This is a genomic window from Comamonas sp. DB36 (assembly GCF_057914905.1).
Window position 1 is genome coordinate 2,465,618 of sequence record NZ_CP196631.1, and the last position, 24,352, is coordinate 2,489,969.

General features: G+C 65.4%; 23 protein-coding genes and 1 pseudogene. 9 read left to right on the forward strand and 15 right to left on the reverse strand.

Annotation, left to right across the window (positions count from 1 at the left end):
- Position 1: 1 nt before the first annotated feature.
- From ACSVDO_RS11360 to uvrB, 3 genes are all read right to left on the reverse strand, one after another.
- Positions 2-1,222 carry an IscS subfamily cysteine desulfurase gene (locus tag ACSVDO_RS11360; protein WP_332537378.1) on the reverse strand — a complete coding sequence of 407 codons (1,221 nt, stop codon included), beginning with the start codon at positions 1,220-1,222 and terminating at the stop codon, positions 2-4.
- Between the two features lie 101 nt (positions 1,223-1,323).
- On the reverse strand, positions 1,324-1,860 hold the full coding sequence (iscR, locus tag ACSVDO_RS11365; RefSeq protein WP_159913519.1) for a Fe-S cluster assembly transcriptional regulator IscR: 537 nt from the start codon (positions 1,858-1,860) through the stop codon (positions 1,324-1,326).
- A gap of 210 nt (positions 1,861-2,070) precedes the next feature.
- Positions 2,071-4,152, reverse strand: coding sequence for an excinuclease ABC subunit UvrB (gene uvrB, locus ACSVDO_RS11370; protein ID WP_332537380.1), 2,082 nt, complete (start codon positions 4,150-4,152; stop codon positions 2,071-2,073).
- Between the two features lie 112 nt (positions 4,153-4,264).
- On the opposite strand from uvrB, the gene ACSVDO_RS11375 reads away from it, so the two are divergent.
- A complete protein-coding gene (locus ACSVDO_RS11375) occupies positions 4,265-5,461 on the forward strand; it encodes an amino acid aminotransferase (RefSeq protein ID WP_332681918.1) in 1,197 nt (398 codons plus the stop codon).
- 108 nt (positions 5,462-5,569) lie between these two features.
- On the opposite strand, the gene ACSVDO_RS11380 is transcribed toward ACSVDO_RS11375, so the two are convergent.
- Positions 5,570-6,544: a TerC family protein gene (locus ACSVDO_RS11380; protein ID WP_489592183.1), complete on the reverse strand. Its 975-nt coding sequence runs from the start codon at positions 6,542-6,544 to the stop codon at positions 5,570-5,572.
- 44 nt (positions 6,545-6,588) lie between these two features.
- Entirely contained in the window at positions 6,589-7,101 is a 513-nt protein-coding gene (locus ACSVDO_RS11385; RefSeq protein ID WP_489592185.1) for a universal stress protein, read from the reverse strand.
- A gap of 109 nt (positions 7,102-7,210) precedes the next feature.
- On the opposite strand from ACSVDO_RS11385, the gene ACSVDO_RS11390 reads away from it, so the two are divergent.
- The gene (locus ACSVDO_RS11390; RefSeq protein ID WP_332539889.1) at positions 7,211-8,101 is read left to right on the forward strand and encodes a LysR family transcriptional regulator; all 891 of its coding nucleotides are present in this window, start codon (positions 7,211-7,213) and stop codon (positions 8,099-8,101) included.
- 89 nt (positions 8,102-8,190) lie between these two features.
- Here the strand turns inward: ACSVDO_RS11390 and ACSVDO_RS11395 are convergent, their stop codons facing one another.
- From ACSVDO_RS11395 to ACSVDO_RS11415, 5 genes are all read right to left on the reverse strand, one after another.
- A complete protein-coding gene (locus tag ACSVDO_RS11395) occupies positions 8,191-9,195 on the reverse strand; it encodes a Bug family tripartite tricarboxylate transporter substrate binding protein (RefSeq protein WP_332539900.1) in 1,005 nt (334 codons plus the stop codon).
- Between the two features lie 95 nt (positions 9,196-9,290).
- Positions 9,291-10,007: an SDR family NAD(P)-dependent oxidoreductase gene (locus ACSVDO_RS11400; RefSeq protein ID WP_489592187.1), complete on the reverse strand. Its 717-nt coding sequence runs from the start codon at positions 10,005-10,007 to the stop codon at positions 9,291-9,293.
- Between the two features lie 61 nt (positions 10,008-10,068).
- Complete coding sequence (gene pcaF, locus ACSVDO_RS11405; RefSeq protein ID WP_332539892.1) at positions 10,069-11,271, reverse strand: 3-oxoadipyl-CoA thiolase; 1,203 nt, start codon at positions 11,269-11,271, stop codon at positions 10,069-10,071.
- A 49-nt stretch (positions 11,272-11,320) separates the two neighbouring features.
- Positions 11,321-11,962: a 3-oxoacid CoA-transferase subunit B gene (locus tag ACSVDO_RS11410; protein ID WP_332539893.1), complete on the reverse strand. Its 642-nt coding sequence runs from the start codon at positions 11,960-11,962 to the stop codon at positions 11,321-11,323.
- Between the two features lie 26 nt (positions 11,963-11,988).
- Positions 11,989-12,690 (reverse strand): 3-oxoacid CoA-transferase subunit A, encoded by a 702-nt coding sequence (locus tag ACSVDO_RS11415; protein ID WP_489592189.1) that lies wholly within the window; start codon positions 12,688-12,690, stop codon positions 11,989-11,991.
- An 87-nt stretch (positions 12,691-12,777) separates the two neighbouring features.
- Here ACSVDO_RS11415 and ACSVDO_RS11420 point away from each other — a divergent pair, with 87 nt between their 5' ends.
- Positions 12,778-13,575 carry an IclR family transcriptional regulator domain-containing protein gene (locus tag ACSVDO_RS11420; RefSeq protein WP_332539896.1) on the forward strand — a complete coding sequence of 266 codons (798 nt, stop codon included), beginning with the start codon at positions 12,778-12,780 and terminating at the stop codon, positions 13,573-13,575.
- A 132-nt stretch (positions 13,576-13,707) separates the two neighbouring features.
- On the forward strand, positions 13,708-14,619 hold the full coding sequence (locus ACSVDO_RS11425; protein WP_489592192.1) for a CoA transferase: 912 nt from the start codon (positions 13,708-13,710) through the stop codon (positions 14,617-14,619).
- 34 nt (positions 14,620-14,653) lie between these two features.
- On the opposite strand, the gene ACSVDO_RS11430 is transcribed toward ACSVDO_RS11425, so the two are convergent.
- The 5 genes from ACSVDO_RS11430 to ACSVDO_RS11450 form a co-directional block, all read right to left on the reverse strand.
- Positions 14,654-17,167: a YgiQ family radical SAM protein gene (locus ACSVDO_RS11430; RefSeq protein ID WP_489592194.1), complete on the reverse strand. Its 2,514-nt coding sequence runs from the start codon at positions 17,165-17,167 to the stop codon at positions 14,654-14,656.
- Positions 17,168-17,267: 100 nt separating this feature from the next.
- Positions 17,268-17,477, reverse strand: coding sequence for a DUF2783 domain-containing protein (locus ACSVDO_RS11435; protein WP_489592196.1), 210 nt, complete (start codon positions 17,475-17,477; stop codon positions 17,268-17,270).
- The gene (locus tag ACSVDO_RS11440; RefSeq protein ID WP_489592198.1) at positions 17,477-19,192 is read right to left on the reverse strand and encodes an FAD-dependent monooxygenase; all 1,716 of its coding nucleotides are present in this window, start codon (positions 19,190-19,192) and stop codon (positions 17,477-17,479) included. The genes ACSVDO_RS11435 and ACSVDO_RS11440 overlap by 1 nt, the downstream gene beginning before the upstream one ends.
- Before the next feature lie 105 nt (positions 19,193-19,297).
- Complete coding sequence (locus tag ACSVDO_RS11445; protein WP_489592200.1) at positions 19,298-20,140, reverse strand: helix-turn-helix transcriptional regulator; 843 nt, start codon at positions 20,138-20,140, stop codon at positions 19,298-19,300.
- Between the two features lie 153 nt (positions 20,141-20,293).
- Positions 20,294-20,491: a hypothetical protein gene (locus tag ACSVDO_RS11450; protein WP_332538811.1), complete on the reverse strand. Its 198-nt coding sequence runs from the start codon at positions 20,489-20,491 to the stop codon at positions 20,294-20,296.
- Positions 20,492-20,616: 125 nt separating this feature from the next.
- Here ACSVDO_RS11450 and ACSVDO_RS11455 point away from each other — a divergent pair, with 125 nt between their 5' ends.
- From ACSVDO_RS11455 to ACSVDO_RS11475, 5 genes and pseudogenes are all read left to right on the forward strand, one after another.
- Positions 20,617-21,204, forward strand: a complete 588-nt coding sequence (locus tag ACSVDO_RS11455; protein WP_489592202.1) for an IMPACT family protein — start codon at positions 20,617-20,619, stop codon at positions 21,202-21,204.
- Between the two features lie 83 nt (positions 21,205-21,287).
- Complete coding sequence (locus ACSVDO_RS11460; RefSeq protein ID WP_489592203.1) at positions 21,288-22,724, forward strand: dihydrolipoyl dehydrogenase; 1,437 nt, start codon at positions 21,288-21,290, stop codon at positions 22,722-22,724.
- A gap of 107 nt (positions 22,725-22,831) precedes the next feature.
- Positions 22,832-23,044 (forward strand): hypothetical protein, encoded by a 213-nt coding sequence (locus tag ACSVDO_RS11465; RefSeq protein ID WP_332538814.1) that lies wholly within the window; start codon positions 22,832-22,834, stop codon positions 23,042-23,044.
- Positions 23,045-23,085: 41 nt separating this feature from the next.
- Positions 23,086-23,262 (forward strand): annotated as a pseudogene (locus ACSVDO_RS11470) (helix-turn-helix transcriptional regulator); the annotation flags it as partial.
- A 100-nt stretch (positions 23,263-23,362) separates the two neighbouring features.
- On the forward strand, positions 23,363-24,346 hold the full coding sequence (locus tag ACSVDO_RS11475; RefSeq protein WP_489592205.1) for an aldo/keto reductase: 984 nt from the start codon (positions 23,363-23,365) through the stop codon (positions 24,344-24,346).
- The last annotated feature ends 6 nt before the right edge of the window (positions 24,347-24,352 follow it).

The following is a 24,352-nucleotide window of genomic DNA, read 5'->3' on the forward strand; positions in this document are numbered from 1 at the left end:
CCTAGTGGGCAGCCCACTGGATGCTGCTGATGTCGATGCCGTCCTTGTACATTTCCCACAAGGGGCTCAGTTCGCGCAGCTTCTCGACATTTGCGCGTATCGTGCCGATCGCGTAGTCGATTTCTTCTTCGGTCGTGAAACGGCCGATGGTCATGCGCAGGCTGCTGTGGGCCAGTTCGTCGCTGCGGCCCAGGGCGCGCAGCACATAGCTGGGCTCGAGGCTGGCCGATGTGCAGGCCGAACCCGACGATACCGCCAGGCCCTTGATGCCCATGATCAGCGACTCGCCTTCAACGTAGTTGAAGCTGATGTTCAGGTAATGGGGAACGCGATGCGTCATGTCGCCATTGACGAACACCTGCTCGATGTCCTTGAGACCGTCGAGCAGACGGGTCTGCAGGGCACGCGCCTTGGCGATGTCCTGGCCCATTTCTTCCTTGGCGATGCGGTAGGCTTCGCCCATGCCGACGATCTGGTGCGTGGCCAGTGTGCCCGAACGCATGCCGCGCTCATGGCCACCGCCGTGCATTTGTGCTTCCAGGCGAACGCGGGGCTTGCGGCGCACGTACAGCGCACCGATGCCCTTAGGGCCGTAGGTCTTGTGCGCCGTCAGGCTCATCAGATCGACGGGCAGCGTGGCCATGTCGATGGGCAGCTTGCCGGTTGCCTGCGCGGCGTCCACGTGGAAAATGATGCCCTTTTCGCGGCACAGCGCGCCGATGCGGGGAATGTCCTGCACCACGCCGATTTCGTTGTTCACCAGCATCACGCTGGCGAGGATGGTGTCGGGACGGATCGCGGCCTTGAAGACTTCGAAATCGAGCAGACCGTTGTCCTGCACATCCAGATAGCTGACTTCAAAGCCCTGGCGCTCGAGTTCACGCATGGTGTCGAGCACCGCCTTGTGCTCGGTCTTCACGGTGATCAGGTGCTTGCCCTTGCCCTGGTAGAAATGGGCCGCGCCCTTGATCGCCAGGTTGTCGGACTCGGTCGCGCCGCTGGTCCAGACGATTTCACGCGGATCCGCATTGATCAGCGCCGCCACATGACCGCGCGCCGCCTCGACCGCCTCTTCGGCTTCCCAACCCCAGGCATGGCTGCGCGATGCCGCATTGCCGAAGTGCTCGCGCAACCACGGAATCATGGCGTCGACCACACGCGGGTCCACCGGCGTGGTGGCGCCGTAGTCGAGATAAATGGGGAAGTGCGGGGTCATGTCCATGGCTGGCTCAATGCAATGTCTGGCTGGCAAAAAAACGAAATTTTCTCTACACACCTGGCAGTGCCCCGCCCCCTGGCGCTGGCACCGTTGCTCGGCGCGGATTACGACTTGGCGAAAACGTTGCCCAAGGCAAACACCGAGTTCGGTGCATTCACGCGTATCGGCTTGACCACGGGAGCCGTGGAGATCGCGCGGCGCACCACAGGCTTGTCTTCGATCTGCACGCCCTTGGCGATCTGTTCGTCGACGAGCTTTTGCAGGGTCACGGAGTCAAGAAACTCGACCATGCGCTGGTTCAACGCGGCCCACAGTTCGTGGGTCATGCAACGGCCGGCTTCGCCCAGACAGTTTTCCTTGCCGCCACACTGGGTGGCGTCGATGGGTTCGTCCACCGAAACGATGATGTCGGCAACAGTGATATCCGCGGCCTTGCGGGCCAGCGTGTATCCGCCGCCAGGGCCACGGGTCGATTCGACCAGTTCGTGGCGGCGCAGCTTGCCGAACAGCTGTTCCAGATAGGACAGCGAAATCTGTTGACGCTGGCTGATGGCAGCCAGCGTGACGGGACCGTTGTTTTGGCGCAGGGCCAAGTCGATCATGGCAGTGACCGCAAAGCGGCCTTTGGTTGTGAGACGCATCGCGAGCTCCTTTGTCAGGCTTGTTCGTTACAGAAATACCCTAGGCAGGTTCTTGACCCGTCCGGGCACCGTCTCCGCCCATACTCCGCCCTACAAAAGGTCCAGAGCCCTTCTTCATCGAAGTCTTTGTTGTTATTGAATGTGGGGTCTAGTGTATCACAAACCCCATCAATTTTGTCGGGTACCCCAAGACAAAGCTCGCGGACCCGCTCACACTACTGGCGACTCGCGTCCGGAAGCGCCGAAAAAGCGCGCCTTGAGCTGCGCCAACTGGTCGCGAACGCGCGCTGCCTGCTCGAACTCCAGGCTGCGCGCATGCTCGAGCATCTGCTTCTCGAGGCGCTTGATTTCGCGCGCCACGTCCTTCTCCGACATCTCTTCCACGCGCACCCGTTGCGCGTCGGCCTGCTCCAGCCGCTCGGCTTCCTTGCCGCTTTTTTCGCTGTAGACACCGTCAATCAGGTCTTTCACCTGCTTGACAATGGCCTGCGGCGTGATGCCGTTGTCCAGGTTGAACTGCGTCTGCTTGGCGCGCCGGCGCTCCGTTTCGTCTATCGCCTTGCGCATCGAATCCGTGATGCGGTCCGCGTAGAGAATCGCCTTGCCGTTGAGGTTGCGCGCCGCGCGGCCTATGGTCTGGATCAGGCTGCGCTCTGCGCGCAGAAAGCCTTCCTTGTCGGCGTCGAGAATCGCCACCAGCGAGACTTCGGGGATGTCCAGGCCTTCGCGCAGCAGGTTGATGCCGACCAGCACGTCGAACAGCCCCAGCCGCAGGTCGCGGATGATTTCCACGCGCTCGACGGTGTCCACATCGGAATGCAGGTAGCGCACCTTGACGCCGTTGTCGGTGAGGTAATCTGTCAGTTGCTCGGCCATGCGCTTGGTCAGCGTGGTGATCAGCACGCGCTCGTTGATTTCCGAGCGCAGGCGGATCTCCTGCAGCACGTCGTCCACCTGATGGATAGCGGGCCGCACTTCGATCTCGGGGTCGATCAGGCCCGTGGGCCGCACCACCTGCTCGACCACCTGGCTCGCATGGGTCTTCTCGTAGTCGGCAGGCGTGGCCGAGACGAACACGATCTGGCGCATGCGCTGCTCGAATTCGGCGAACTTGAGCGGCCGGTTGTCGAGCGCCGAAGGCAGGCGAAAGCCATATTCGACCAGCGTGGTCTTGCGCGCCCGGTCACCGTTGTACATGGCGTTGAGCTGGCCTATCATCTGATGGCTCTCATCGAGGAACATCAGCGCGTCGGCCGGCATGTAGTCGGTCAGCGTGCTCGGCGGATCGCCGGGCGCCGCGCCCGACAGGTGGCGCGTGTAGTTCTCGATGCCCTTGCAATGCCCGATTTCGCTGAGCATCTCCAGGTCGAAGCGCGTGCGCTGCTCCAGCCGCTGGGCCTCGACCAGCTTGCCCTGCCCCACCAGCTCGTTCAGGCGCTCGGCCAGCTCGAGCTTGATGGTCTCGACGGCCGCGAGCACCTTGTCGCGCGGCGTGACGTAATGGCTGCTGGGATAGACCGTGAAGCGTGGGATCTTCTGCTTGACCCGACCGGTGAGCGGATCGAACAGCTGCAGCGTCTCGATTTCGTCGTCAAACAGCTCGATGCGCAGCGCCAGCTCCGAATGCTCGGCCGGAAACACGTCGATGGTGTCGCCGCGCACGCGGAACTTGCCGCGGCTGAAATCCTGGTCGTTGCGCTGGTACTGCATGCGTATCAGCTGGGCGATCACGTCGCGCTGGCCCATGCGCGCGCCGGTGCGCAGCGTCATCACCATGCGGTGGTAGCTCTCGGGCTCGCCAATGCCGTAGATCGCCGACACCGTGGCGACGATCACCACATCGCGCCGCTCCATCAGGCTCTTGGTGCACGACAGCCGCATCTGCTCGATGTGCTCGTTGATCGCGCTGTCCTTCTCGATGAACAGGTCGCGCTGCGGCACATAGGCTTCGGGCTGGTAATAGTCGTAATAGCTGACGAAGTACTCGACCGCGTTCTTGGGGAAGAACTCGCGGAATTCGCTGTAGAGCTGGGCGGCCAGCGTCTTGTTGGGCGCGAAGACGATGGCCGGCCGCCCCATCTGGGCGATCACATTGGCCATGGTGAAGGTCTTGCCCGAGCCGGTGACGCCCAGCAGCGTCTGGAACACTTCGCCGTCCTGCAGCCCCTCCACCAGCTTCGCAATCGCCTGCGGCTGGTCGCCGGCCGGCGGATACGGCTGATAAAGCTCGAAAGGCGAGCCTTCATACGAAACAAATTGGCCAGTCAATGGCAGATCAGTAGCTTGGTGCATAACGTGGTGATACTAGCCTGCCCCGCAGGCCGCTAAAATTCCGGGGCTAACCCAAATGAATAATGCAGCTTGGGGCTGGCAGCCATATTTTCATCCTCCGAGGATTTTTTTCATGTCTTTGTTTACCGCCGTCGAAATGGCCCCCCGCGACCCTATTTTGGGTCTGAACGAGCAATTCGCCTCTGACACCAACCCCAACAAGGTCAACCTGGGCGTGGGCGTGTACTTCGATGACAACGGCAAGCTGCCCTTGCTGCAATGCGTGCAGACCGCCGAAAAGGCCATGATGGCCCAGCCCACGGCACGCGGCTACCTGCCCATCGACGGTATCGTCGCCTATGACAACGCCGTCAAGGGCCTGGTCTTCGGCGCCGACAGCGATGTCGTCACCTCGGGCCGCGTGTCCACCGTGCAGGCCATTGGCGGCACCGGCGGCCTAAAGATCGGCGCCGATTTCCTCAAGAAGGTCAGCCCCCAGGCCAAGGTGCTGATTTCCGATCCCAGCTGGGAAAACCACCGCGCGATCTTCCAGAACGCCGGTTTCGAAGTCGACTCCTACGCCTACTACGACGCCGAAAAGCGCGGCGTCAACTTCGAAGGCATGCTGGCCAGCCTCAATGCCGCAGCGCCTGGCACCATCGTCGTGCTGCACGCCTGCTGCCACAACCCCACGGGCTATGACATCACTGCCGCCCAGTGGGACCAAGTGATTGCCGCCGTCAAGGCCAAGCAACTGACAGCCTTCCTCGACATGGCCTACCAGGGCTTTGGCGAAGGCATTGCCGAAGACGGCGCCGTGATCGGCAAGTTCGTCGCCGCCGGCCTGGACATCCTGGTCTCGACCTCGTTCTCCAAGAGCTTCAGCCTGTACGGCGAGCGCGTGGGCGCGCTGTCGGTGGTTGCCAAGGACGCGGAAGAAGCCAAGCGCGTTCTGAGCCAGCTCAAGATCACGATCCGCACCAACTATTCCAACCCTCCGATCCACGGCGGCGCCGTGGTCGCGGCCGTGCTCAACAACCCCGAGCTGCGCGCGCTGTGGGAGAAGGAACTGGGAGAGATGCGCGTGCGCATCAAGGCCATGCGCCAGAAGCTGGTCGACGGCCTCAAGGCCGCGGGCGTGCAGCAGGACATGTCGTTCATCACCCAGCAGGTCGGCATGTTCAGCTACTCGGGCCTGTCCAAGGACCAGATGGTGCGCCTGCGCAGCGAATTCGGCGTCTACGGCACCGACACCGGCCGCATGTGCGTCGCTGCCTTGAACAGCAAGAACATCGACTACGTCTGCCAGGCCATCGCCAAGGTGATCTGAACATGTCCAGGAGCCCTGGTTCCCCTTGAAAAAGGCGCCAGGCTCCCTTGAGGATATCTGCAGCAAGCCCTCCCAGCCCCTCTTGCAGGGGCTTTTTCTTGCCTTGATTCACAGCGAACTTCCGGGCTGCCTGTGCCGGGGAAGCCTGATGCTGAGGAATACGGAGGCCAGTACGATCAAGGCCACGATCGACAGCGACCACTGCACGGGCATGTGAAACCAGGGCATCAGCAGCATCTTGGCACCGATGAAGACCAGCACCAGCGCGAGTCCATACCGCAGCAGGTGAAAGCGTTCGGCCATGTCCGTGAGCAGGAAATACAGCGCCCTCAGACCCATGATGGCAAAGATATTCGACGTAAAGACAATGAAGGGATCGGTGGTGACCGCAAAAATGGCGGGAATGCTGTCGACCGCAAAAACCAAGTCGCTGGCTTCTATCATGACGAGTACCAGGAACATCGGGGTCGCATAGCGCAATCCGTCAATGTGCACAAAGAAATCCTGGCGGTGAAACCCGGGCGTGATGCGCAGGTGGCTGCGCAGCCAGCGCAGCAAGGGATTTTTTTCCAGGTCGGGCTTATGGTCGACCAGAACCAGCATCTTGATGCCGGTGACCACAAGAAAAATGCCGAACACATAAAGCATCCAGCGGAACTCAGAAACCAGCCACACTCCCCCCATGATCATCACGGCACGCATGGCAATGGCGCCGAGCACGCCATACAGCAGCACACGGCGCTGCAGCTCGGGTGGAACGCCGAAGTAAGCGAAGATCATCACGAACACGAACATGTTGTCCACGGACAAGGCCTGCTCGATCAGGTAGCCCGTAAAGAACTCCAGCGCCTTGCGATTGGCTATTTCGCGGCCGACTTCTGCATCGAGATGCCACCACAACAATGCACCAAAAGATGTCGCCAGAGAAATCCAGGTGACGGTCCAGCCCGCGGCTTCCTTGACCGACACCCGGTGGGCCTTGTTTCCTCCCAGAACAAACAAATCCAGGGCCAGCACGATCAATACGAATACGATGAATCCGATCCACATCGGACCTGTCGCCAACGATTCGATGTTGTTCATGGGCCAGCTCCAGGAGCGTCGCGTTCATCGGGGTGGGACATCGGTCAATTCGCAGCCATCCAGAGCGCGAGGATTCCTGCGCCTGCCCCTATGCCTGCCGGGATGCCGACACGCTCGAGCGTTGAGGCGCTCTCGCCGGCGATCACTTCCACCGGAACATGGGCTCTTTCAAGCACCTTGTTGGTCACCGAACTCTCGACAAGACGCACCAAGGAGCTTTTGCGCCCCGTGCCCATCACAATGCCGTCGCAATGGAGTTCGGCGGCCATGTCGACAATGCAGTCGACGGTGTCGCCCACCTTGGAGTGGGCGGTATACGGAACGCCAGCATCGTCGAGCACCCGGCGCGCCGGCGCGAGTGCGGCATCGGCCTGCTCCTGGTGAAAATCCGTTCTGGCGATCTTGCTGCTGTGCTCGCAGATCAGCGCCGAAAACGGCGGCTGCACGTTGAGCAAATGGATATCCAGCGCATGGTTCTGGTCGTATCCGTGCAAAACATGGCGTATCGCGTGTAGCGCATTGCGCGAGCCATCCGATGGGACAAGAACTCTCAACATGATGCTTCTCCTGCGGTTGTGTTTCACGAGGGGCACTCCCACGATAAAGACACCGCCGCTTTATAGAAGCAGATAATCAGGAAGTATCAGTTCCGAAAAAGGTGAACCAATGAGTTCCGCCTTCAGTTACCGCCATCTGTACTACTTCTGGGTGGTTGCCAAGGAAGGCGGCATGGCCCGCGCTGCCGAGCGTCTGGGCATGGCAGTGCAAACCGTCAGCACACAGGTGAAGGAACTGGAGCGCGCGCTGGGCTATGCGCTGCTAAAGCCCGCGGGACGCGGCGTGGCACTCACGGAAGCGGGTCTGGCGGCCATGCGCCAGGCCGAGCAGATTTTTCAGTTGGGCGAGCAGTTGCCTGCACTGCTGCGTGACGCAGCCGACTTGCCGGCGGTCAGGTTGGTGGTCGGCATCTCCGACGAACTGCCCAAGCTTGCGGTCAGGAGCCTGATGCAGGCCGTGCTGCAAGAACCCCACCTCAGGCTTCTGTGCCTGGTCGATGAGTTTGAAGATTTGCTCGGCGACCTGGCCTTGCACCGGATCGACGTAGTGCTTGCCGACCGCGCCGCACCGCAAAATCCCAGTTTGAAAGTCTACAGCCACCTGCTGGGCGCATCGGAATTGGCGTGGTACGCGCCCGCACCGCTGCTGACCGCAGCACGCTGCAATTTTCCGCGCTCCCTGGCCGCAGTACCCGTGCTGCTGCCCACCGCCCATGCAGCGGTACGTTTCAGGCTGGACCAATGGTTCGAGCGGCTGGAGATCAAGCCGCACATCGTGGGCGAATTCGAGGACAGCTCAATGCTGCAAACCTTCAGTGCCGCAGGCATGGGCGTCTTTCCCATGGCGTCCCTCGTGCAAGACGATCTCACGATCCGATATGAGGTGCAAAAGATAGGTGCCTGTGAGGGCGTGGAAGAGCAATTCTTTGCCATAGGCGCACAAAAACATGTACAGCATCCCCTGGTGCAGAAAATGCTGTCGGGCCGTTTGGCGCAATAGGCCGTCAGCGCAGCGGGACTGCGTGCCCCAGCCAGCGCCTTCCTTGCGGGTCACCGGAAGGCCGCAAGGCCCTCCGGGATCAATCGCGATCAGTCCGCGATCGCGCCCGATTCGCGCACGACCTTGCCCCACTTGACGCTTTCCTTCTGGATGAAGGCGGCGAACTCGGCAGGCGTCTCGCTGTAGGCCTCGGCGCCCTGGTCGTTGATCTTCTTCTTGATGTCGGGCTGGGCCAGCACCTTGACCAGCGCGGCGTTGAGCTTGGCGACGATGGGCGCAGGCGTGGCGGCCGGGGCCAGCATGCCGAACCAAGACGTGGCTTCATAGCCGGGCACGCCGGCTTCGGCAATGGTCGGCACGTTGGGCAGTTCGGGCGAGCGCTTGGCCGTGGTCACGGCCAGCGGCACCAGCTTGCCCGAGCGCACATGCTGGATGGCGGACGGCATGTTGTCGAACATGATGCCGATCTGGTTGCCCAGCAGGTCGGTCACGGCCGGCGCGCTGCCCTTGTAGGGAACGTGCACCATGTCGACCTTGGCCAGCGAATTGAACAGCTCGCCCGAGAGGTGGATGGAGCTGCCGCTGCCCGACGAACCGTAGTTCACCTTGCCCGGATTGGCCTTGGCGTAGGCGATCAGTTCCTTGACGGTCTTGTAGGGCTGGTTGGGGTTGGCGACCAGCAGGTTGGGAACGTTGGCCACGCGCGTCAGCGGTGCGAAGTCCTTGACCGGGTCAAAGGACATCTTCTTGTAGAGCGAAGCGTTGATGGCATGCGTGCCCACGGTGCCCATGAACAGCGTGTAGCCGTCGGCCGGGGCCTTGGAGGCCAGCAGGCCGCCGATGTTGCCGCCCGCGCCGGGACGGTTGTCGATGACCACCGACTGGCCCAGCTCGGCCGTCAGTCCCTGGGCAACGATGCGCGCCAGGATGTCGGTCGTGCCGCCGGCCGAGAACGGCACGATGATGGTGATCAGCTTGCTGGGGTACGGCGCCTGGGCCAGCGCGCTGGTGGGCAGCGCTGCAGCGCCGACAGCCAGGCTGGCCAGCGTGGCGAGGGCCGCGCGGCGGCCCGTGAACTTGGTGCTTGTCTTCATCATTATGGTCTCTGTCTCTCTAGTGGTTAGCACCTGCAGCCTCATGGGCCGCAGGCAGGGTCAAGGCCTTGGGGGCCTGTCGGATGGTGTGCGGCTCAGACGCCGGCAACGCCGACGGTCATGCCGCCGCAGACATAGATCACCTGGCCGGTGACAAAGCCGCTGCGCTCGTCGAGCAGGTAGCTGGCCGTGTGGGCCACGTCATCTGCCGTGCCCACGCGCTTGACCGGCACCGATTCGATGATGGCGCGCGTGCGCGGTGCATCGGGCGGGTTGGCGCGGTCGAACAGCTCGGTGCGGATGGGGCCGGGGCCGATGGCGTTGGCCGTGATGCCGTGGCGGCCGAGTTCGAGCGCCCAGACGCGCGTCATGCCGATGAGGCCGGCCTTGGTCGCAGAGTACGCCGTGCGCAGCTCCTTGCCCAGCGCGGCGCGCGAGGACATGTTGACGATGCGGCCAAAGCCCGCTTCCTTCATTCCCGGCAGCAGCGCCTGCATGCACTGGAAGGCGCAGCGCAGGTTCAGCGAGACCGCCAGGTCGAATTCGGCCAGGGTCTGGTTCTCGGCATCGGCCGGCACCACGATACCCACGTTGTTCACGAGGCGCGTGATCGGGCCTGCGGCCAGGGCTTCGTGCAGCGCGCGCTCGGTGTCGGCCGCGTCGGACAGGTCGGCGCGTATGCCGTCGCCCACGCGGTCAATGACCACCGGCTCGTAGCCTTCGGCGCGGCAGCGCTCGGCAATCGCCGCGCCTATGCCGCTGGCGCCGCCGGTGATCAGCACGCGCTGGGCATTCTGGGTAGCAGTATTCATGGAAACTCCGAAAAAATGATGCGCTGCGCGGGCGGGCCCGCACAGCGCATGGTCGCGCGAATCAGACGCGCTCGAGGATCACGGCAATGCCCTGACCCACGCCAATGCACATCGTGCACAGCGCGTAGCGGCCGCCGGTGGCGTGCAGGCGGTTGACGGCCGTCGTGGCCAGACGCGCGCCGCTGGCACCCAGCGGGTGGCCCAGGGCAATCGCGCCGCCCCAGGCGTTGACGCGGGCATCGTCATCCTGCAGACCCAGGGCGCGCAGCACGGCCAGGCCCTGCGCGGCAAAGGCTTCGTTGAGCTCGATCACGTCCATCTGCTCGAGCGTCAGGCCGGTCTGGGCCAACACCTTGAGCGTGGCGGGCGTGGGGCCGAAACCCATGATGCGCGGCGCGACGCCGGCCGTGGCCATGCCGACCACGCGGGCGCGCGGCACCAGGCCGTACTTGGCGGCGTTGGCTTCGTCGGCCAGCAGCAGCGCGCAGGCGCCGTCGTTCACGCCCGAGGCATTGCCGGCCGTCACGCTGCCGTCGGCACGCACCACGCCCTTGAGCTTGGCCAGCGCTTCGATGGTCGTGGCGCGCGGGTGCTCGTCCTGGCTCACGATGATGGCGTCGCCCTTTTTCTGGGCAATCGAGACCGGCACGATTTCGCGCGCCAGGTGGCCGGCGGCAATGGCCGCCGCGGCATTGATCTGGCTGGCCAGCGCCATGCGGTCCTGGGCTGCGCGCTCGATCTTGAAGTCATCGGCGACGTTCTCGGCGGTTTCGGGCATGGAGTCCACGCCGTACTGCGCCTTCATCAGCTTGTTGACGAAGCGCCAGCCTATGGTCGTGTCATAGACCGCGTTGTTGCGGCTGAAAGCGCTTTCGGCCTTGGGCATGACGAAAGGCGCGCGGCTCATGCTTTCGACGCCGCCGGCAATCATCAGGCCGGTTTCGCCCGACTTGATGGCGCGTGCCGCCGTGCCCACGGCGTCCAGGCCCGAACCGCACAGGCGGTTGATGGTCGCGCCCGGCACTTCCAGCGGCAGGCCGGCCAGCAGGCCCGACATGCGCGCCACGTTGCGGTTGTCTTCACCGGCCTGGTTGGCGCAGCCGTAGATCACGTCGCTGACGGCAGCCCAGTCCACGCCGGGATTGCGCTCCATCAGCGCCTTGATCGGCAGCGCGCCCAGATCGTCGGCGCGCACGCTCGACAGCGCGCCGCCGTAGCGGCCGAAGGGGGTGCGGATCGCATCGCAAATAAAGGCCTGGTTCATGTTGTCTCCTGAATGGGTCGAATGAAGTAAATGGGGCGGTGGCGCGGACTCAGGCCTGGATAGGCAGGCCCACGAGCTGTTCGAGCTCGGCATGGGTCAGGCCGGGCACCATGTCGACAAGCTTCAAGCCGTCGGGCGTGCACTCGAGCGTCGCCAGGTCGGTGTAGATGCGCTTGACGCAGCCTATGCCGGTCAGCGGATAGGTGCACTGCGGGACGATCTTGCTTTCGCCCTTCTTGGTCAGCAGGTCCATCATCAGCCAGGTCTGCTTGGCGCCTATGGCCAGGTCCATGGCACCGCCGACGGCGGGAATCGCGCCGGGCTCGCCCGTGCTCCAGTTGGCCAGGTCGCCCGTGGCCGACACCTGGAACGCGCCGAGCACGCAGATGTCGAGGTGGCCGCCGCGCATCATCGCGAAGCTGTCGGCGTGGTGGAAGAAGGCGCCGCCGGGCAGCAGCGTCACGGGCTGCTTGCCGGCGTTGATCAGGTCGTAGTCTTCGGCGCCCGCGGCCGGTGCCGGGCCCATGCCCAGGATGCCGTTCTCGCTTTGCAGGATGACTTCGCGGCCCGCGGGAATGTGGTTGGCCACCAGCGTCGGCTGGCCGATTCCCAGGTTCACATAGGCACCGTCATGGATGTCTTCGGCCACGCGCTTGGCAAGCTCGTCTTTGCTGCGTTTTTGATAGCTCATGTTGTTCTTTCCTTGTCGCGCGCCGCTCAGGCGGCTTTCTTGATGCCGCCGGCCTGGGTCGCAACGCGTTCCACGCGCACGATCTGGCTGACAAAGATGCCTGGCGTGACGATGCTTTCGGGGTCCATCTGGCCGAGCTCGACGATCTCGTGCACGGTCGCCACGGTGTGGCGTGCGGCCATGGCCATCACGGGGCCGAAGTTGCGGGCCGACATGCGGAAGTTCAGATTGCCCCAGCGGTCGCCCTGCTCGGCCTTGATCAGCGCCACATCGCCGTGGATCGGATACTCGAGCACGTAGTGCTTGCCGTTGATCTCACGCGTTTCCTTGCCCGCGGCCAGCTCGGTGCCGTAGGCCGTGGGGCAGAAGAACGCGCCGATGCCGGCGCCTGCGGCGCGCAGGCGCTCGGCCAGATTGCCCTGGGGCACGAGCTCGAGCTCGAGCTTGCCGCTGCGGTACAGGCCGTCGAACACCTGGCTGTCGACCTGGCGCGGGAAGCTGCAGATGATCTTGCGCACGCGGCCGGTCTTGAGCAGGGCCGCCAGGCCTTCCTCGCCATTGCCCGCATTGTTGTTGACCACGGTGAGGTCACGCGCGCCGTGCTCTATCAGTCCGTCAATCAGCTCGATGGGAATACCGGCCGTACCGAAGCCACCAATCAGTACCGTGGCGCCGTCTTTCACTTCGGACAGCGCCTGGGCCACCGAGTCGGCAATCTTGTTGATCATGTAATGCGTCTCCTGGGGATCAAAAATCCTGGCAAATGTTCGCCTAAAGAACAAATGTTCGTATAATGAATTATAGAGAGGCATCCCATGACCGTCCAGCCCCCGACCCAAGACCCCAAGCCCGGTGACAGCTATGTGCAATCGTTTGCGCGCGGCCTGGGCGTGATCCATTCATTCAGCGCCGACGCGCCGCAGCAGACGCTCAGCGAAGTCGCGGCGCGCACCGGCCTCACGCGCGCCGGCGCGCGCCGCATCCTGCTGACGCTGCAGACGCTGGGCTACGTCGAAAGCGACGGCCGGCTGTTTCGGCTCACGCCGCGCATCCTGGAGCTGGGCTTTGCCTATCTGTCGTCGATGCCGCTGTGGAATCTGGCCGAGCCGGTGATGGAAGACGTGGTCGACCAGGTGCGCGAGTCGTGCTCGGCCGCGGTGCTCGACGGCCTGGACGTGGTCTATGTGATGCGGGTCCACACCCACAAGATCATGCGCTCCCACCTGGGCATAGGCTCGCGCCTGCCGGCCTGCTGGACGTCCATGGGGCGGGTGCTGCTCGCCGGGCTGCCGGACGCGGCGCTGCAAGCGCGCCTGCAGACGCTCAAGACGGAGCGCTTCACGCAGCACACCATCACCGATGTGACCGAGCTGACCGAGCGCATTCGCCAGGCGCGCAGCCAGGGCTGGTGCCTGGTCAACCAGGAGCTCGAGGAAGGCCTGATCTCGCTGGCCGCGCCGCTCACCAACCGCGCGGGCCAGACCGTGGCCGCGCTCAACATCAGCGGCCAGGCCAACCGCACCAGCGCCGAAGTCATGCAGACGCAGATGCTGCCCGTGCTGCTGCAGGCCGCGCGCGCGATCTCGCAGCGCCTGGGCGCAGCGCTCGACTGACGCGCAACACGGGCCGCATGAGGGCTTGCACCGAGGGCCGGGAAGCGCGCATCTGCGTATAAAGACATGAACCCGACACATTGGCATGGCGCCAATGCGTTACGCGGACGCCGTACTTACGAGGTCATGACGATGCACAACCCCTCTTCCTGGTCGGCCCTGCCCCTGCACCCGCTGCGCGGTGTGCGCATTCTGAGCCTGGCACTGAACCTGCCGGGCCCGGCCGCACTGCGCCGCTGCGCGGCCATGGGCGCGCAATGCACCAAGCTCGAACCCCTGGCCCCGGCCGGCAGCGCAAGCGCCGACCCGGTGCAGACTTACTGCCCCGAGGCCTACAACGCCCTGCACAAGGACATCACCCGCCTGCAGGCAGACCTCAAATCGCCCGAGGGTCAGGACCAGCTGCACGCCGAGCTCGCGCGCAGCGATGTGCTGCTGACCTCGTTCCGGCCTGCGGCGCTGCACAAGCTGGGGCTGGATTGGGACACGCTGCAAAAGCGCTACCCGCAGCTGTCGATGGTGCGCATCTTCGGCGCGACCGGCGAAGGCGCAGACATCCCCGGTCATGACATCACCTACCAGGCCGAAGCCGGGCTGCTGCCCGGCGGCCAGATGCCGGCATCACTGATGGCCGACATGACCGGCGCGCTGATGGCCAGCGAGGCCGTGCTGCAGACGCAGATGCACAGGCTGCGCTCGGGTGCGGGCGCGCTGCTCGATGTCGGGCTGTTCGAGGCCGCGCAGTGGCTGGCCCAGCCGCTGCACTGGGGGCTTTCAGCGCCGCAGGGCGATGTCGGCGGTGCACATGCGGGCTACCGCACCTACCGCTGCGAGGACGGCGTGGTGGCGATTGCCGCGCTGGAGCCGCATTTCGCCGCCCGGCTGTGCGCCGCCGCCGGCCTGCCCGCACGCGGCGATGTCGGCACCATGCGCGAAGCTTCCACGCATGAAGCGATCACCCGCTTCATGGGCGAACGCTCGGTCGCGCATCTGCGCGAAATGGCCCAGCAGCAGGACATCCCGCTGCATGTGATTCCGGCCTGATGGCGATCCGAGGCCGGCACCGGCCTCGGCGGTATCAGCGTGCGCCGCCGCGCTTGCCCTGGGCGGGGCGCGCATTGCTGGCCGGACGCGCATTGCCCGGGCGGGCCATGGGCTTGGCACCGGGCTTGGCACCGGTGCCCGCGCGCGGCGGCAGGCCGGTGTGCTGCGTCAGCAGCTGGCCCTTGACCGGAGCCGCGGCATTGCGCCCGCCCGAGGACGCGGCCTGGGGACGCGCCACGGCCTTGTCGGGCGCGGTGCTGTTCTTGCGGCGCGCGCTCTGATAGGTGCCATCCGTCATCGGCTGGAACGTAGGAATCAGATGGTGCTTGCCGTTGCCGATCAAATCGGCGCGACCCATGGTCTTGAGCGCCTCGCGCAGCAGCGGCCAGTTGTTCGGGTCGTGGTAGCGCAGGAAGGCCTTGTGCAGGCGGCGGCGCTTTTCGCCGCGCACGATGTCGACCGACTCGTCCTCGCTGAGCACCGTGCGGCGCACGCGCTTGAGCGTGTTGCGGCCCGAGTGGTACATGGCCGTGGCCGTGGCCATGGGGCTGGGGTAGAAGGTCTGCACCTGGTCGGCGCGGAAGCCGTTCTTCTTGAGCCAGATGGCCAGATTCATCATGTCGTCATCGCTGGTGCCCGGGTGGGCGGCGATGAAGTAAGGAATCAGGAACTGCTTCTTGCCGGCCTCTTCGCTGAACTGTTCAAACATCTTCTTGAACTTGTCGTAGCTGCCAATGCCCGGCTTCATCATCTTGGTCAGCGGACCCTGCTCCGTATGCTCGGGCGCAATCTTCAGGTAGCCGCCCACATGGTGCTGCACCAGCTCCTTGACGTACTCGGGCGACTGCACGGCGAGGTCGTAGCGCAGGCCCGAGCCGATCAGGATCTTCTTGATGCCCTTGAGCGCACGGCCACGGCGGTAGATCTTGATCAGCGGATCGTGGTTGGTGGTCAGGTTCTGGCAGATGCCCGGATAGACGCAGCTGGGCTTGCGGCAGGCGGCCTCGATTTCGGGCGTGCGGCAGCCCAGGCGGTACATGTTGGCCGTGGGGCCGCCCAGATCGGAAATGGTGCCGGTGAAGCCAGCGACCTTGTCGCGGATGTCCTCGATCTCGTGAATGATCGAATCTTCCGAGCGACTCTGGATGATGCGGCCTTCGTGCTCGGTGATCGAGCAGAAGGTGCAGCCGCCAAAGCAGCCGCGCATGATGTTGACCGAGAAGCGGATCATTTCCCAGGCGGGAATCTTGGTCGCGCCATCGTGGCTGCCGTTTTCATCGGCATAGCTTGGATGGGGCGAGCGCGCATACGGCAGATCGAACACATAGTCCATCTCGGCCGTGGTCAGCGGAATCGGCGGCGGGTTGATCCACACATCGCGCGCAGTCGCGCCTTCGCCATGGGCCTGCACCAGCGCGCGCGCGTTGCCGGGGTTGGTTTCCAGATGCAGCACGCGGTTGGCGTGGGCATAGAGAATGGGATCGCTCTTGACCTGCTCGTAGCTGGGCAGGCGTATCACCGAGTGGTCGCGCGGCGGCGCCTTGAGCTTGCTGCGAAGCAGCGGGTTGGCGACGAACTGTATGGGCTGAACCGAGTCGCCCTCCTCCACGCCCGCGACCAGCGGCGAGTCGTATTGGCGCCGCGCCGGCACGTTCTTGCCCGTGCCGCAGCTCGGGCCCGCGATTTCGGGAATGGCGGAGGCCGCGGCGGCCTCGCCGTCTTCCTTGCTGCAGGTGCTGCCCTGAGCCGCGGCCTGCTCGCTGGTGGTCTGGTAGGGGTTGATGTGGGCTTCGACACGGCCGGGTTCGTCGACCGTTGTGGAGTCGATCTCGAACCAGCCGGCTTCGGAGGCGCGGCGCACAAAGGCCGTGCCGCGCACGTCGGTGATGGTGTCCACCGGCTCGCGCGCGGCCAGGCGGTGGGCGACTTCGACCAGCGCGCGCTCGGCATTGCCGTACAGCAGCAGGTCGCACTTGGAGTCGACCACGACCGAGCGGCGCACCTTGTCGCTCCAGTAATCGTAATGCGCGATGCGGCGCAGGCTGCCTTCGATGCCGCCAAGCACCAGCGGCACGTCCTTGTAGGCTTCGCGGCAGCGCTGGCTGTAGACGATGGCCGCACGGTCGGGACGCTTGCCGGCGACGTCGCCGGGCGTGTAGGCGTCATCCGAGCGGATCTTGCGGTCCGCCGTGTAGCGGTTGATCATCGAATCCATGTTGCCCGAGGTCACGCCCCAGAACAGGTTGGGCTTGCCCAGGGCCTTGAACGCCTCGGCGCTTTGCCAGTCGGGCTGGGCAATGATGCCGACGCGAAAGCCCTGGCCTTCAAGCACGCGGCCGATCACCGCCATGCCGAAGCTCGGGTGGTCCACGTAGGCGTCGCCCGTGACCAGGATGACATCGCAGCTGTCCCAGCCGAGCTGTTCCATTTCCTTGCGCGTGGTGGGCAGGAACTTGGCCGTGCCGAAGCGCTTGGCCCAGTACGGGCGGTAGCTGGTCAGCGGTTTGGCGGCGCGGGCAAAAAAGGAAACGTCAACGGGGGCGTTCATGGCGTGCGATCGTGGGGACTGGAACCTGACAGTGTACTTTTGCACAGGTAGCTTTGCTGCAGCAGGGTCTTGACCGCCCTGCTGCGCGCGCGGTGAACGCCTAGAGGTCCTTCTGCGCTTTTGCCACCAGCGTGGCCAGCAGCTGCGCATCGCCGATCTGGCGCGCGCTGAGCAGCGCCAGCTTGACGAGGAACAGCTCGATTTTATCAGGCCCGACGGCGTCTATCGCCGAAGCCAGGGTTTCATAGACCGACTCGAGGCCGGCGATATCGAGTGCGGGCGCGGCCGCAGATGGTGAGTTGTGGGACATCAACGGCTTTCAACAGGGACAGAAATAGCCAGCGCGCTGTCTAGCGCCGACTGCAGGCGTGCGGCGTCCAGCGCGAGCCAGCGCGCGCAGACATGCTGGTCCGGGCGCAGCAGATAGGCCGCGCCTTCGGCGGCCACGCCGTAGCGCGCGCGGCAGCGGCCTGCACTGTCGTGCAGCAGCAGATCGGCGCCGGCCACGGGTCCGCTGCCGCGGCCCACGGCGACGATGCGCAGCGGCAGGCCGCGCGCCCGCGCCGCCGCAGCCGTGGCCTGCAGCGGTGCAGGAACGGCCGCGCCATCGGTGAAATACAGCAGATCGAAATGCCCGCCCACATGGTCGAGCAGAAAATCCTCGGCGCCCAGGCGCACGTTCTGCGGCGGCGCGCCATGGCCTGGGCCGGCCTCGAACAACGCATTGTCGTCGTGCTTGCTGTTGAGCGGCGACTGCTCGTAGGCATGCGGGCGCGAAGTGCGCCAGTGGTACAGCGGCCCGACAAACGGCTCGCTCAGCGACAGCGACAGCACGGCGTCGCGCAGCAGCCGGTAGCCGCGCGTGGGCGGCGCCATGAAGCGCGTGCTCTTGCCGGCCTCCTCGACAATCTCGCGCGCCGCGCCCACGCGCTCGCTGCTGTAGGTGGCCAGCAGCGCGCGCGGCGCGACGCCGCGTGCCACCAGCGCCAGCCGCCAGGCCAGGGCCTGCGCATCCTGAAAGCCGGTATTGGCGCCGCGCACGCCGAAGATGGGCAGCATGTGGGCCGCGTCGCCGCAAAACACCACGCTGCCATGCACATAGTCGGGCAGCGTCAGCGCGCGCGCGGAGTACACCGAACTCCAGTCCATGCGCCAGGGCGTTCCGGCGAAGCCGATCATGGCCAGCTGGGCGTCTATGCGTGCCTTGAGCGATTCGGGCCGCAGTGCATCCTGCGGGTCCTCATCCAATGGCAGTTGGTAGTCCACGCGCCAGATGCCATGCGGCTCGCGGTGCATGAGTATGGTGTTGCCCGGATTCCAGTCGGGATCGAAATACGCCAGGCGCTCGGTCGGCAGCGGCAGGTCGATGCGGATGTCGGCGATCACGAAGCGTCCTTCGTACGACGCGCCTTCCATCTGCAGGCCCATGGCCGAGCGTATGCCCGAGCGCGCGCCGTCGCAGGCCACGAGCCAGTCGGCTTGCAGCGTGTAGAGGCCTTCGGGCGTGTCGACCTGCACATGCGCAAAGTCCGCTTCCTGCACGACTTCGGCAACGCGGTTGCCCCAGCGAAAGTCGATCAGCGGATGGGCCAGCGCGGCATCGATCAGATATTCCTCGAGATACTGCTGCTGCAGGTTGATCATGGGGTGGAAGCGATCGTCGTCATCGTGCGGCGCCTCCATGCGGTAGACGCGCTGACCGCGGTAGATCGAATTGCCGCAACGCCAGGGCAATCCGTTCTCGCTGACGCGCTCGGCCACGCCCACCTGCTGCAGGATTTCCATGGAACGGCGCGTGAACACGATGGCCCGGCTGCCTTCGCTGACCTGCAGCTCGGACTCGAGCACCACGCAGGCCACGCCCTGGCGCGCCAGCTCCAGCGCGGCCGTCAGGCCCACCGGCCCGGCGCCGGCAATGACCACCGGATGGCGTGGCTGGGCCGGGTGCGCGGACGCGAGCCAGGGCGCATGCACCTGGTAGCGGTAGTAGATCGATGGCCTCGGCTGGGCATGGGGCTGGTGCATGGCGCTTGTCTCCTGGGCGGGCGCGGAAATCGGGATTTGTGCAAGCAGTGTAAAAAGCGGCAGACCACAATTTGTCCCCATGTAGGGACATCGCCAGGACATTCTTCAGCGGCGCTCGCCGGGCTCCATCAGCAGCGCAAACAGTTCACGCTGACCTTGCACGCCGAGCTTGCGGCACACGCGCTTGAGGTAGGTGCGAGCGCTCTCCAGCGTAAGCCCCAGACGCTGCGCCAGCGCCGCGGTGTCCAGCCCCTCGAGCACGGCGCGCACCACGTCGAGGTCGCGCTGCGTCAGCTGCACAAAGCGCCGCTGCAGGCGCGCGATCACCCAGCCAGCGAGATCGTCCTCGAGCGTCTGCCCCGCGTAGTGCAGCCGCATGATGTCCATGAGCATGGGCGCGAACGCTTCGATCACGCCAATCGCGGCGGCATCGAATGGACCATGTTCTTCGCCGCGATACAGGTTCACCGACAGCCAGCGCGCGCCCTGCTGGCGGCTGAGCAGCGAAAGCCGCTCGACCACGCGCGGCTGCTCGTAGCAAACGGCGCGGTATTCGGGATGAAGCACCTCGTCGCGTGCCTGCAGATGCAGCCAGATGCGTACACTGGCCGCTGTCGACGCCGGCGCGGCGCGCTGGCCGTTGACCCAGGCCAGCTCCTCGGCAAGAACACGCTGGGCACCGTCGAGCAGATAGAAGCGTTGCGCGTAGTCCTGCGAAATCGCAGCCAGCGCCCCCGTGCGTGCGCGGTCGCCAAATCCGACCACCTGGGGCCGCCCCTGGCCCTGAAACGAAAAAATGGCGCATTGCGCCAGCGGAACTTCACGCAGCAGCAGCTGCAACAAGGCTTCGGCGACTTCGTGGCTGCCCGTACCGCCCAGGCCGTGCAGCAGGCGCCCGATATCTGCGAGCGCTATCTGGCGGGAACGGGCTGCGGCGGGTTGAAGCAACCAGTATCGAGACATAGGACGCGGACTTTAGCATTGCGCAATGCGGTCGACGCGGGCCGCGCGAAACTGCTCAGGTCACTGCAATCAACCGGTGCGGAGTGTGCCGAGCGCAAAAACAGCACCGCCGGCAGCGATGCCGGCGGGGGCCTGGTTTCACCATTCACCTACGTTGCGTATGCGCTGATCGAGGTCCAGAACGGGTGCGGCATATGCCAGCGGATCCTGGCCTGCAGCGAGCGCGCCCACGGAAGATGCGCGTTCGAGATTGTCTGGCAAAGGCGGTGGAGTGAACTGGTGGCGCCCGAATGTGTGCGCGGCCAGGTCGTGGGTTGGGGGTAGGCTACTGGACATGGACGGTCACTCCTATGACCTCTAGGCTAGCTTTTCACCAATGCAATCCTTGTAGGACAAATGCCGGCAATGATGTCGCCGATTCGCCTAGGCTGCGCGCGCCTTGCGTTAAGCTCACAGACCCCATGTCCCAGACTCTCGCCGCGCCCGCACGGAGCGAACTCATCATCAAGAAAAGCCGTTTCATCGGCTGCGTGCAACCGATGGCCGATCGCGCCAGCGCCCAGCAGGTGGTCGACAGCCTGCGGCGCGAACATCCGGGCGCAGCCCATGTCTGCTGGGCGCTGCTCGCGGGCGGCCAGTCGGCGGCTGTCGATGACGGCGAACCCAGCGGCACGGCGGGCCGGCCCATGCTCGATGTGCTGCGCCACCAGGAGCTCGAAGGCGTGCTCGCGACCGTGGTGCGCTACTTCGGCGGCGTCAAGCTGGGCGCGGGCGGGCTGGTGCGCGCTTATACCGACTGCGTCGCCCAGGCATTGCTCAGCGCGCCCAAGATCCGGCTGCAGCGCATGACCGCACTGCGCTGCAGCGTGCCCTATTCGCTCGAGGGCATGATGCGCCGCGAGATCGCCGCGGTGCAGGCGGAATTGCTCGAGGTCGCGCACGGCAGTCTGGTGACGCTGCTGTGGCGCATGCCCGAGGATGCGAGCGCGGCCTTTGTGCAGCACCTCAACGATATCGGCCAGGGCCGGCTGGGCTGGGTCGACGCCTGATTACGCGCGCCAGCGTGGCGTCCGGCCCGGGGCTTGCATGCCGGCCTACAGCCGGCAACATGGGTCCCATGCAAAGTGAACGCATGAACCAGACCCCTGCATACGACTATGACGTTCTCATCATCGGCGCGGGCTCGGCGGGCCTGGCCGCGCTGCGCGCGGTGCGCCGGCATACGCAGCGCTTCGCGCTGATAGACGCCGGCCCCGGCGGCACGACCTGCGCGCGCGTGGGCTGCATGCCGTCCAAGCTGCTGCTCGAAGCCGCGCATGCGTTTCACCGCCGCCATCAGTTCGAGGCCTTCGGACTGCGCGGCAGCGAACAATTGAGCGCCGACATCCCCGCCGTGCTGCAGCGCGTGCGCGCCGAGCGCGACCGCTTTGTCGCGGGCGTGCTGCAGACCACGGCCGACCTGGGCCCGCGCGCCATCACCGGCAGCGCGCGCATTCTGGACCCGCATACCGTCGAAGTAGACGGCCAGCGCCGGCTGACCGCGCGCAGCCTGATCATCGCCACCGGCTCCAAACCCCATGTGCCCGACGAATGGCAGGCGCTGGGCGATCGCGTGCTGACCACCGACACGCTGTTCGAGCAGACCGACCTGCCCGCGCGCATCGCGGTGCTGGGCCTGGGGCCGCTGGGCACCGAAATGGCGCAGGCGCTCGCGCATCTGGGCCTGGACGTCACGGCATTCCACAGCGACGACCATCTGGCCGGCCTCGCCGACCCCAAGGTCAATGCCGCGCTGATCCAGAGCATGGCGAGCAGCATGCAGCTGCAGCTCGGGCAGATGCCCGAACTCCGGGCTTTCGATGGCCACGCGATCACCGTCGGCGCGGGCGCGTTTTCCACGCAGGTCGATGCCGTGCTCGCCGCCACGGGCCGGCGCCCGGCGATCGAGGGCCTGGGCCTGGAAAACCTGGGACTGGCGCTCAACGAGCGCGGCCTGCCCGAAGTCGACCCCCATACCTTGCAGTTGGGCGGTCTGTCGGTGTTCTGGGCCGGCGATGTCAACCCCGACCGCGCCCTGCTGCACGAGGCCACGGACGAAGGCGAAATCGCCGCCAACAATGCGCTTTCCGAGGAGCCGCGCGCTTTCGCGCGGCGCACGCCGCTGGCGATCACGTTCACCGAGCCTTCGGTCGCGGCCATCGGCATGCCTTATGACCCGCACTGGAGCGACGAGGTGGCGATAGGCGGCGTCGATTTCGCCGACCAGGGCCGGGCGCGCGCGGGTCTGCGCAACCAGGGCGTGCTGCGGCTGTATGCGCGCGCCGACGGCGGCGAGCTGCTGGGCGCGCAGCTGTGCGCGCCCGCAGGCGAGCATCTGGCCCATCTGCTGGCCTGGGCGATAGCGCGGCGCAGCAGCGTCGCCGAACTGCTCGAGATGCCGTTCTACCACCCGGTCATAGAGGAAGGCCTGCGCACCGCGCTGCGCGATCTGCAGGCCCATGTGCACGCGCCGCGCGCCACGCCAGGCCCGCATTACTGCGAGCAAAGCAGCCTCGATTGCCTCGACTGATCGCCGGTAAAGGACGGTAGGCCGGGCTTTTTTCGGGCCATGGCGAAGTGGCGTGCAGCGCTAAAGTCGAGCCACTTCAATCAAAGACCCCAGAGGTCATCGGCATCATGGACATCACTTACCAACGCGCTCTCGACAATGCCAACCGGGCCTGGTCACAGCAGCGCGTGGTCGATGCCCAGAGCCTGGCCGTGGTTCGCCGCGGCGAACGCGCCGCAGCGCAGAACGCGGCAGCACCTGCGGCCACGCAGCAGGCCTTGCTGCAGCCGGAGCTCGCGCGCTTCGGCCTGCTCGGAACCCGGCTCAATCTGTTTGCCTGAGCAGCCCGCCAGCGCCAGGCAGGGGCGTTAACATCCCCGAGATGACCCACCCCCTGATAGAACAACTGACCCAGGCGCGCAAGGCCGCGCAGATGACACAGGCCGATCTGGCCGAACGCGCGGGACTCTCGCGCATGACGGTGCAGCGCCTCGAAAGCGGCGGCCTGGACCCGCGCCTGTCCACGCTCAGCGAAATGGCGCGCGTGCTGGGCCTGGAATTCCACACCCGCCAGCGCAGCGACGACAGCGAGGTCATGGGCTGATACGCAGGAGGCGTGTTTGCATAATGGAAGCATCCCCAATGCAAAGGACACGCCGATGAATGCTTCCTCTCCTTCGTTTCGACAACTGGGCCGCTCGGGCCTGCAGGTTTCGCCGCTGTGCTTTGGCGGCAATGTCTTCGGCTGGACCGTGGACGAAGCCACATCCTTCGCGCTGCTCGACGCCTGGCTTGATGCAGGTTTCAATTTCATAGACACCGCCGACGTGTATTCGCGCTGGGTGCCCGGGCACACGGGCGGAGAATCCGAGCGCATCCTCGGCAAGTGGCTGCAGCGCAGCGGGCGGCGCCAGCAGGTGGTGCTTGCCACCAAGGTCGGCAAGGACATGGGCGACGACAAGGTCGGTCTGCGCCCCGAGTACATCCGCGCGGCAGTCGAAGCTTCGCTGCAGCGCCTGCAGACCGACTACATCGACCTCTACCAATCCCACGACGACGACGCCGAGGTGCCGCTGGCCGACACGCTGGGCGCCTATGCCGACCTGATCGCCGCGGGCAAGGTGCGCGCGATAGGCGCATCGAACTACGGCGCGGCACGTTTCAAGGAGGCGCTGCTGACCAGCGAGCGCCTGGGCCTGCCGCGCTATGAAAGCCTGCAGCCGCTGTACAACCTCTGCGATCGCGCGGTGTTCGAGCGCGAACTCGCGCCGCTGTGCGTTGCCCAGGAAATCGGGGTGATCAATTTCTACGCCCTGGCCGCGGGCTTTCTCACGGGCAAATACCGCAGCGAGGCCGACGCCGGCAAGAGCCCGCGCGGCGCCAAGACCGTGAGCACTTATCTGAATCCGCGCGGACTGGGCATTCTGCAGGCGCTGGACAGCGTGGCCCAGCGCCTGGGCGCGCAGCCCGGCCAGGTGGCCCTGGCCTGGCAGATGCAGCGCCCGGCAATCACGGCGCCGATTGCCAGCGCCAGCACGCTTGACCAGCTCCAGCAGCTGATGGCGGCGGCGCAGCTTCGCCTGTCAGCGGATGACCTGGCGCTGCTCAACGCCGCCAGCGCCGAGCCCGGCGCGCGCGACTGAGACGGC

What these genes read in the sequence shown, in the direction of transcription:
- ACSVDO_RS11440 (WP_489592198.1), bottom strand. Translation starts at nt 19,192, where the DNA reads ATGCACCAGCCCCATGCCCAGCCGAGGCCATCGATCTACTACCGCTAC.
- ACSVDO_RS11360 (WP_332537378.1), bottom strand. Translation starts at nt 1,222, where the DNA reads ATGGACATGACCCCGCACTTCCCCATTTATCTCGACTACGGCGCCACC.
- ACSVDO_RS11455 (WP_489592202.1), top strand. Translation starts at nt 20,617, where the DNA reads ATGTCCCAGACTCTCGCCGCGCCCGCACGGAGCGAACTCATCATCAAG.
- ACSVDO_RS11465 (WP_332538814.1), top strand. Translation starts at nt 22,832, where the DNA reads ATGGACATCACTTACCAACGCGCTCTCGACAATGCCAACCGGGCCTGG.
- ACSVDO_RS11435 (WP_489592196.1), bottom strand. Translation starts at nt 17,477, where the DNA reads ATGTCCCACAACTCACCATCTGCGGCCGCGCCCGCACTCGATATCGCC.
- ACSVDO_RS11385 (WP_489592185.1), bottom strand. Translation starts at nt 7,101, where the DNA reads ATGTTGAGAGTTCTTGTCCCATCGGATGGCTCGCGCAATGCGCTACAC.
- ACSVDO_RS11450 (WP_332538811.1), bottom strand. Translation starts at nt 20,491, where the DNA reads ATGTCCAGTAGCCTACCCCCAACCCACGACCTGGCCGCGCACACATTC.
- ACSVDO_RS11410 (WP_332539893.1), bottom strand. Translation starts at nt 11,962, where the DNA reads ATGAGCTATCAAAAACGCAGCAAAGACGAGCTTGCCAAGCGCGTGGCC.
- ACSVDO_RS11375 (WP_332681918.1), top strand. Translation starts at nt 4,265, where the DNA reads ATGTCTTTGTTTACCGCCGTCGAAATGGCCCCCCGCGACCCTATTTTG.
- iscR (WP_159913519.1), bottom strand. Translation starts at nt 1,860, where the DNA reads ATGCGTCTCACAACCAAAGGCCGCTTTGCGGTCACTGCCATGATCGAC.
- uvrB (WP_332537380.1), bottom strand. Translation starts at nt 4,152, where the DNA reads ATGCACCAAGCTACTGATCTGCCATTGACTGGCCAATTTGTTTCGTAT.
- ACSVDO_RS11475 (WP_489592205.1), top strand. Translation starts at nt 23,363, where the DNA reads ATGAATGCTTCCTCTCCTTCGTTTCGACAACTGGGCCGCTCGGGCCTG.
- ACSVDO_RS11380 (WP_489592183.1), bottom strand. Translation starts at nt 6,544, where the DNA reads ATGAACAACATCGAATCGTTGGCGACAGGTCCGATGTGGATCGGATTC.
- pcaF (WP_332539892.1), bottom strand. Translation starts at nt 11,271, where the DNA reads ATGAACCAGGCCTTTATTTGCGATGCGATCCGCACCCCCTTCGGCCGC.
- ACSVDO_RS11420 (WP_332539896.1), top strand. Translation starts at nt 12,778, where the DNA reads ATGACCGTCCAGCCCCCGACCCAAGACCCCAAGCCCGGTGACAGCTAT.
- ACSVDO_RS11430 (WP_489592194.1), bottom strand. Translation starts at nt 17,167, where the DNA reads ATGAACGCCCCCGTTGACGTTTCCTTTTTTGCCCGCGCCGCCAAACCG.
- ACSVDO_RS11390 (WP_332539889.1), top strand. Translation starts at nt 7,211, where the DNA reads ATGAGTTCCGCCTTCAGTTACCGCCATCTGTACTACTTCTGGGTGGTT.
- ACSVDO_RS11460 (WP_489592203.1), top strand. Translation starts at nt 21,288, where the DNA reads ATGAACCAGACCCCTGCATACGACTATGACGTTCTCATCATCGGCGCG.
- ACSVDO_RS11415 (WP_489592189.1), bottom strand. Translation starts at nt 12,690, where the DNA reads ATGATCAACAAGATTGCCGACTCGGTGGCCCAGGCGCTGTCCGAAGTG.
- ACSVDO_RS11400 (WP_489592187.1), bottom strand. Translation starts at nt 10,007, where the DNA reads ATGAATACTGCTACCCAGAATGCCCAGCGCGTGCTGATCACCGGCGGC.
- ACSVDO_RS11395 (WP_332539900.1), bottom strand. Translation starts at nt 9,195, where the DNA reads ATGAAGACAAGCACCAAGTTCACGGGCCGCCGCGCGGCCCTCGCCACG.
- ACSVDO_RS11425 (WP_489592192.1), top strand. Translation starts at nt 13,708, where the DNA reads ATGCACAACCCCTCTTCCTGGTCGGCCCTGCCCCTGCACCCGCTGCGC.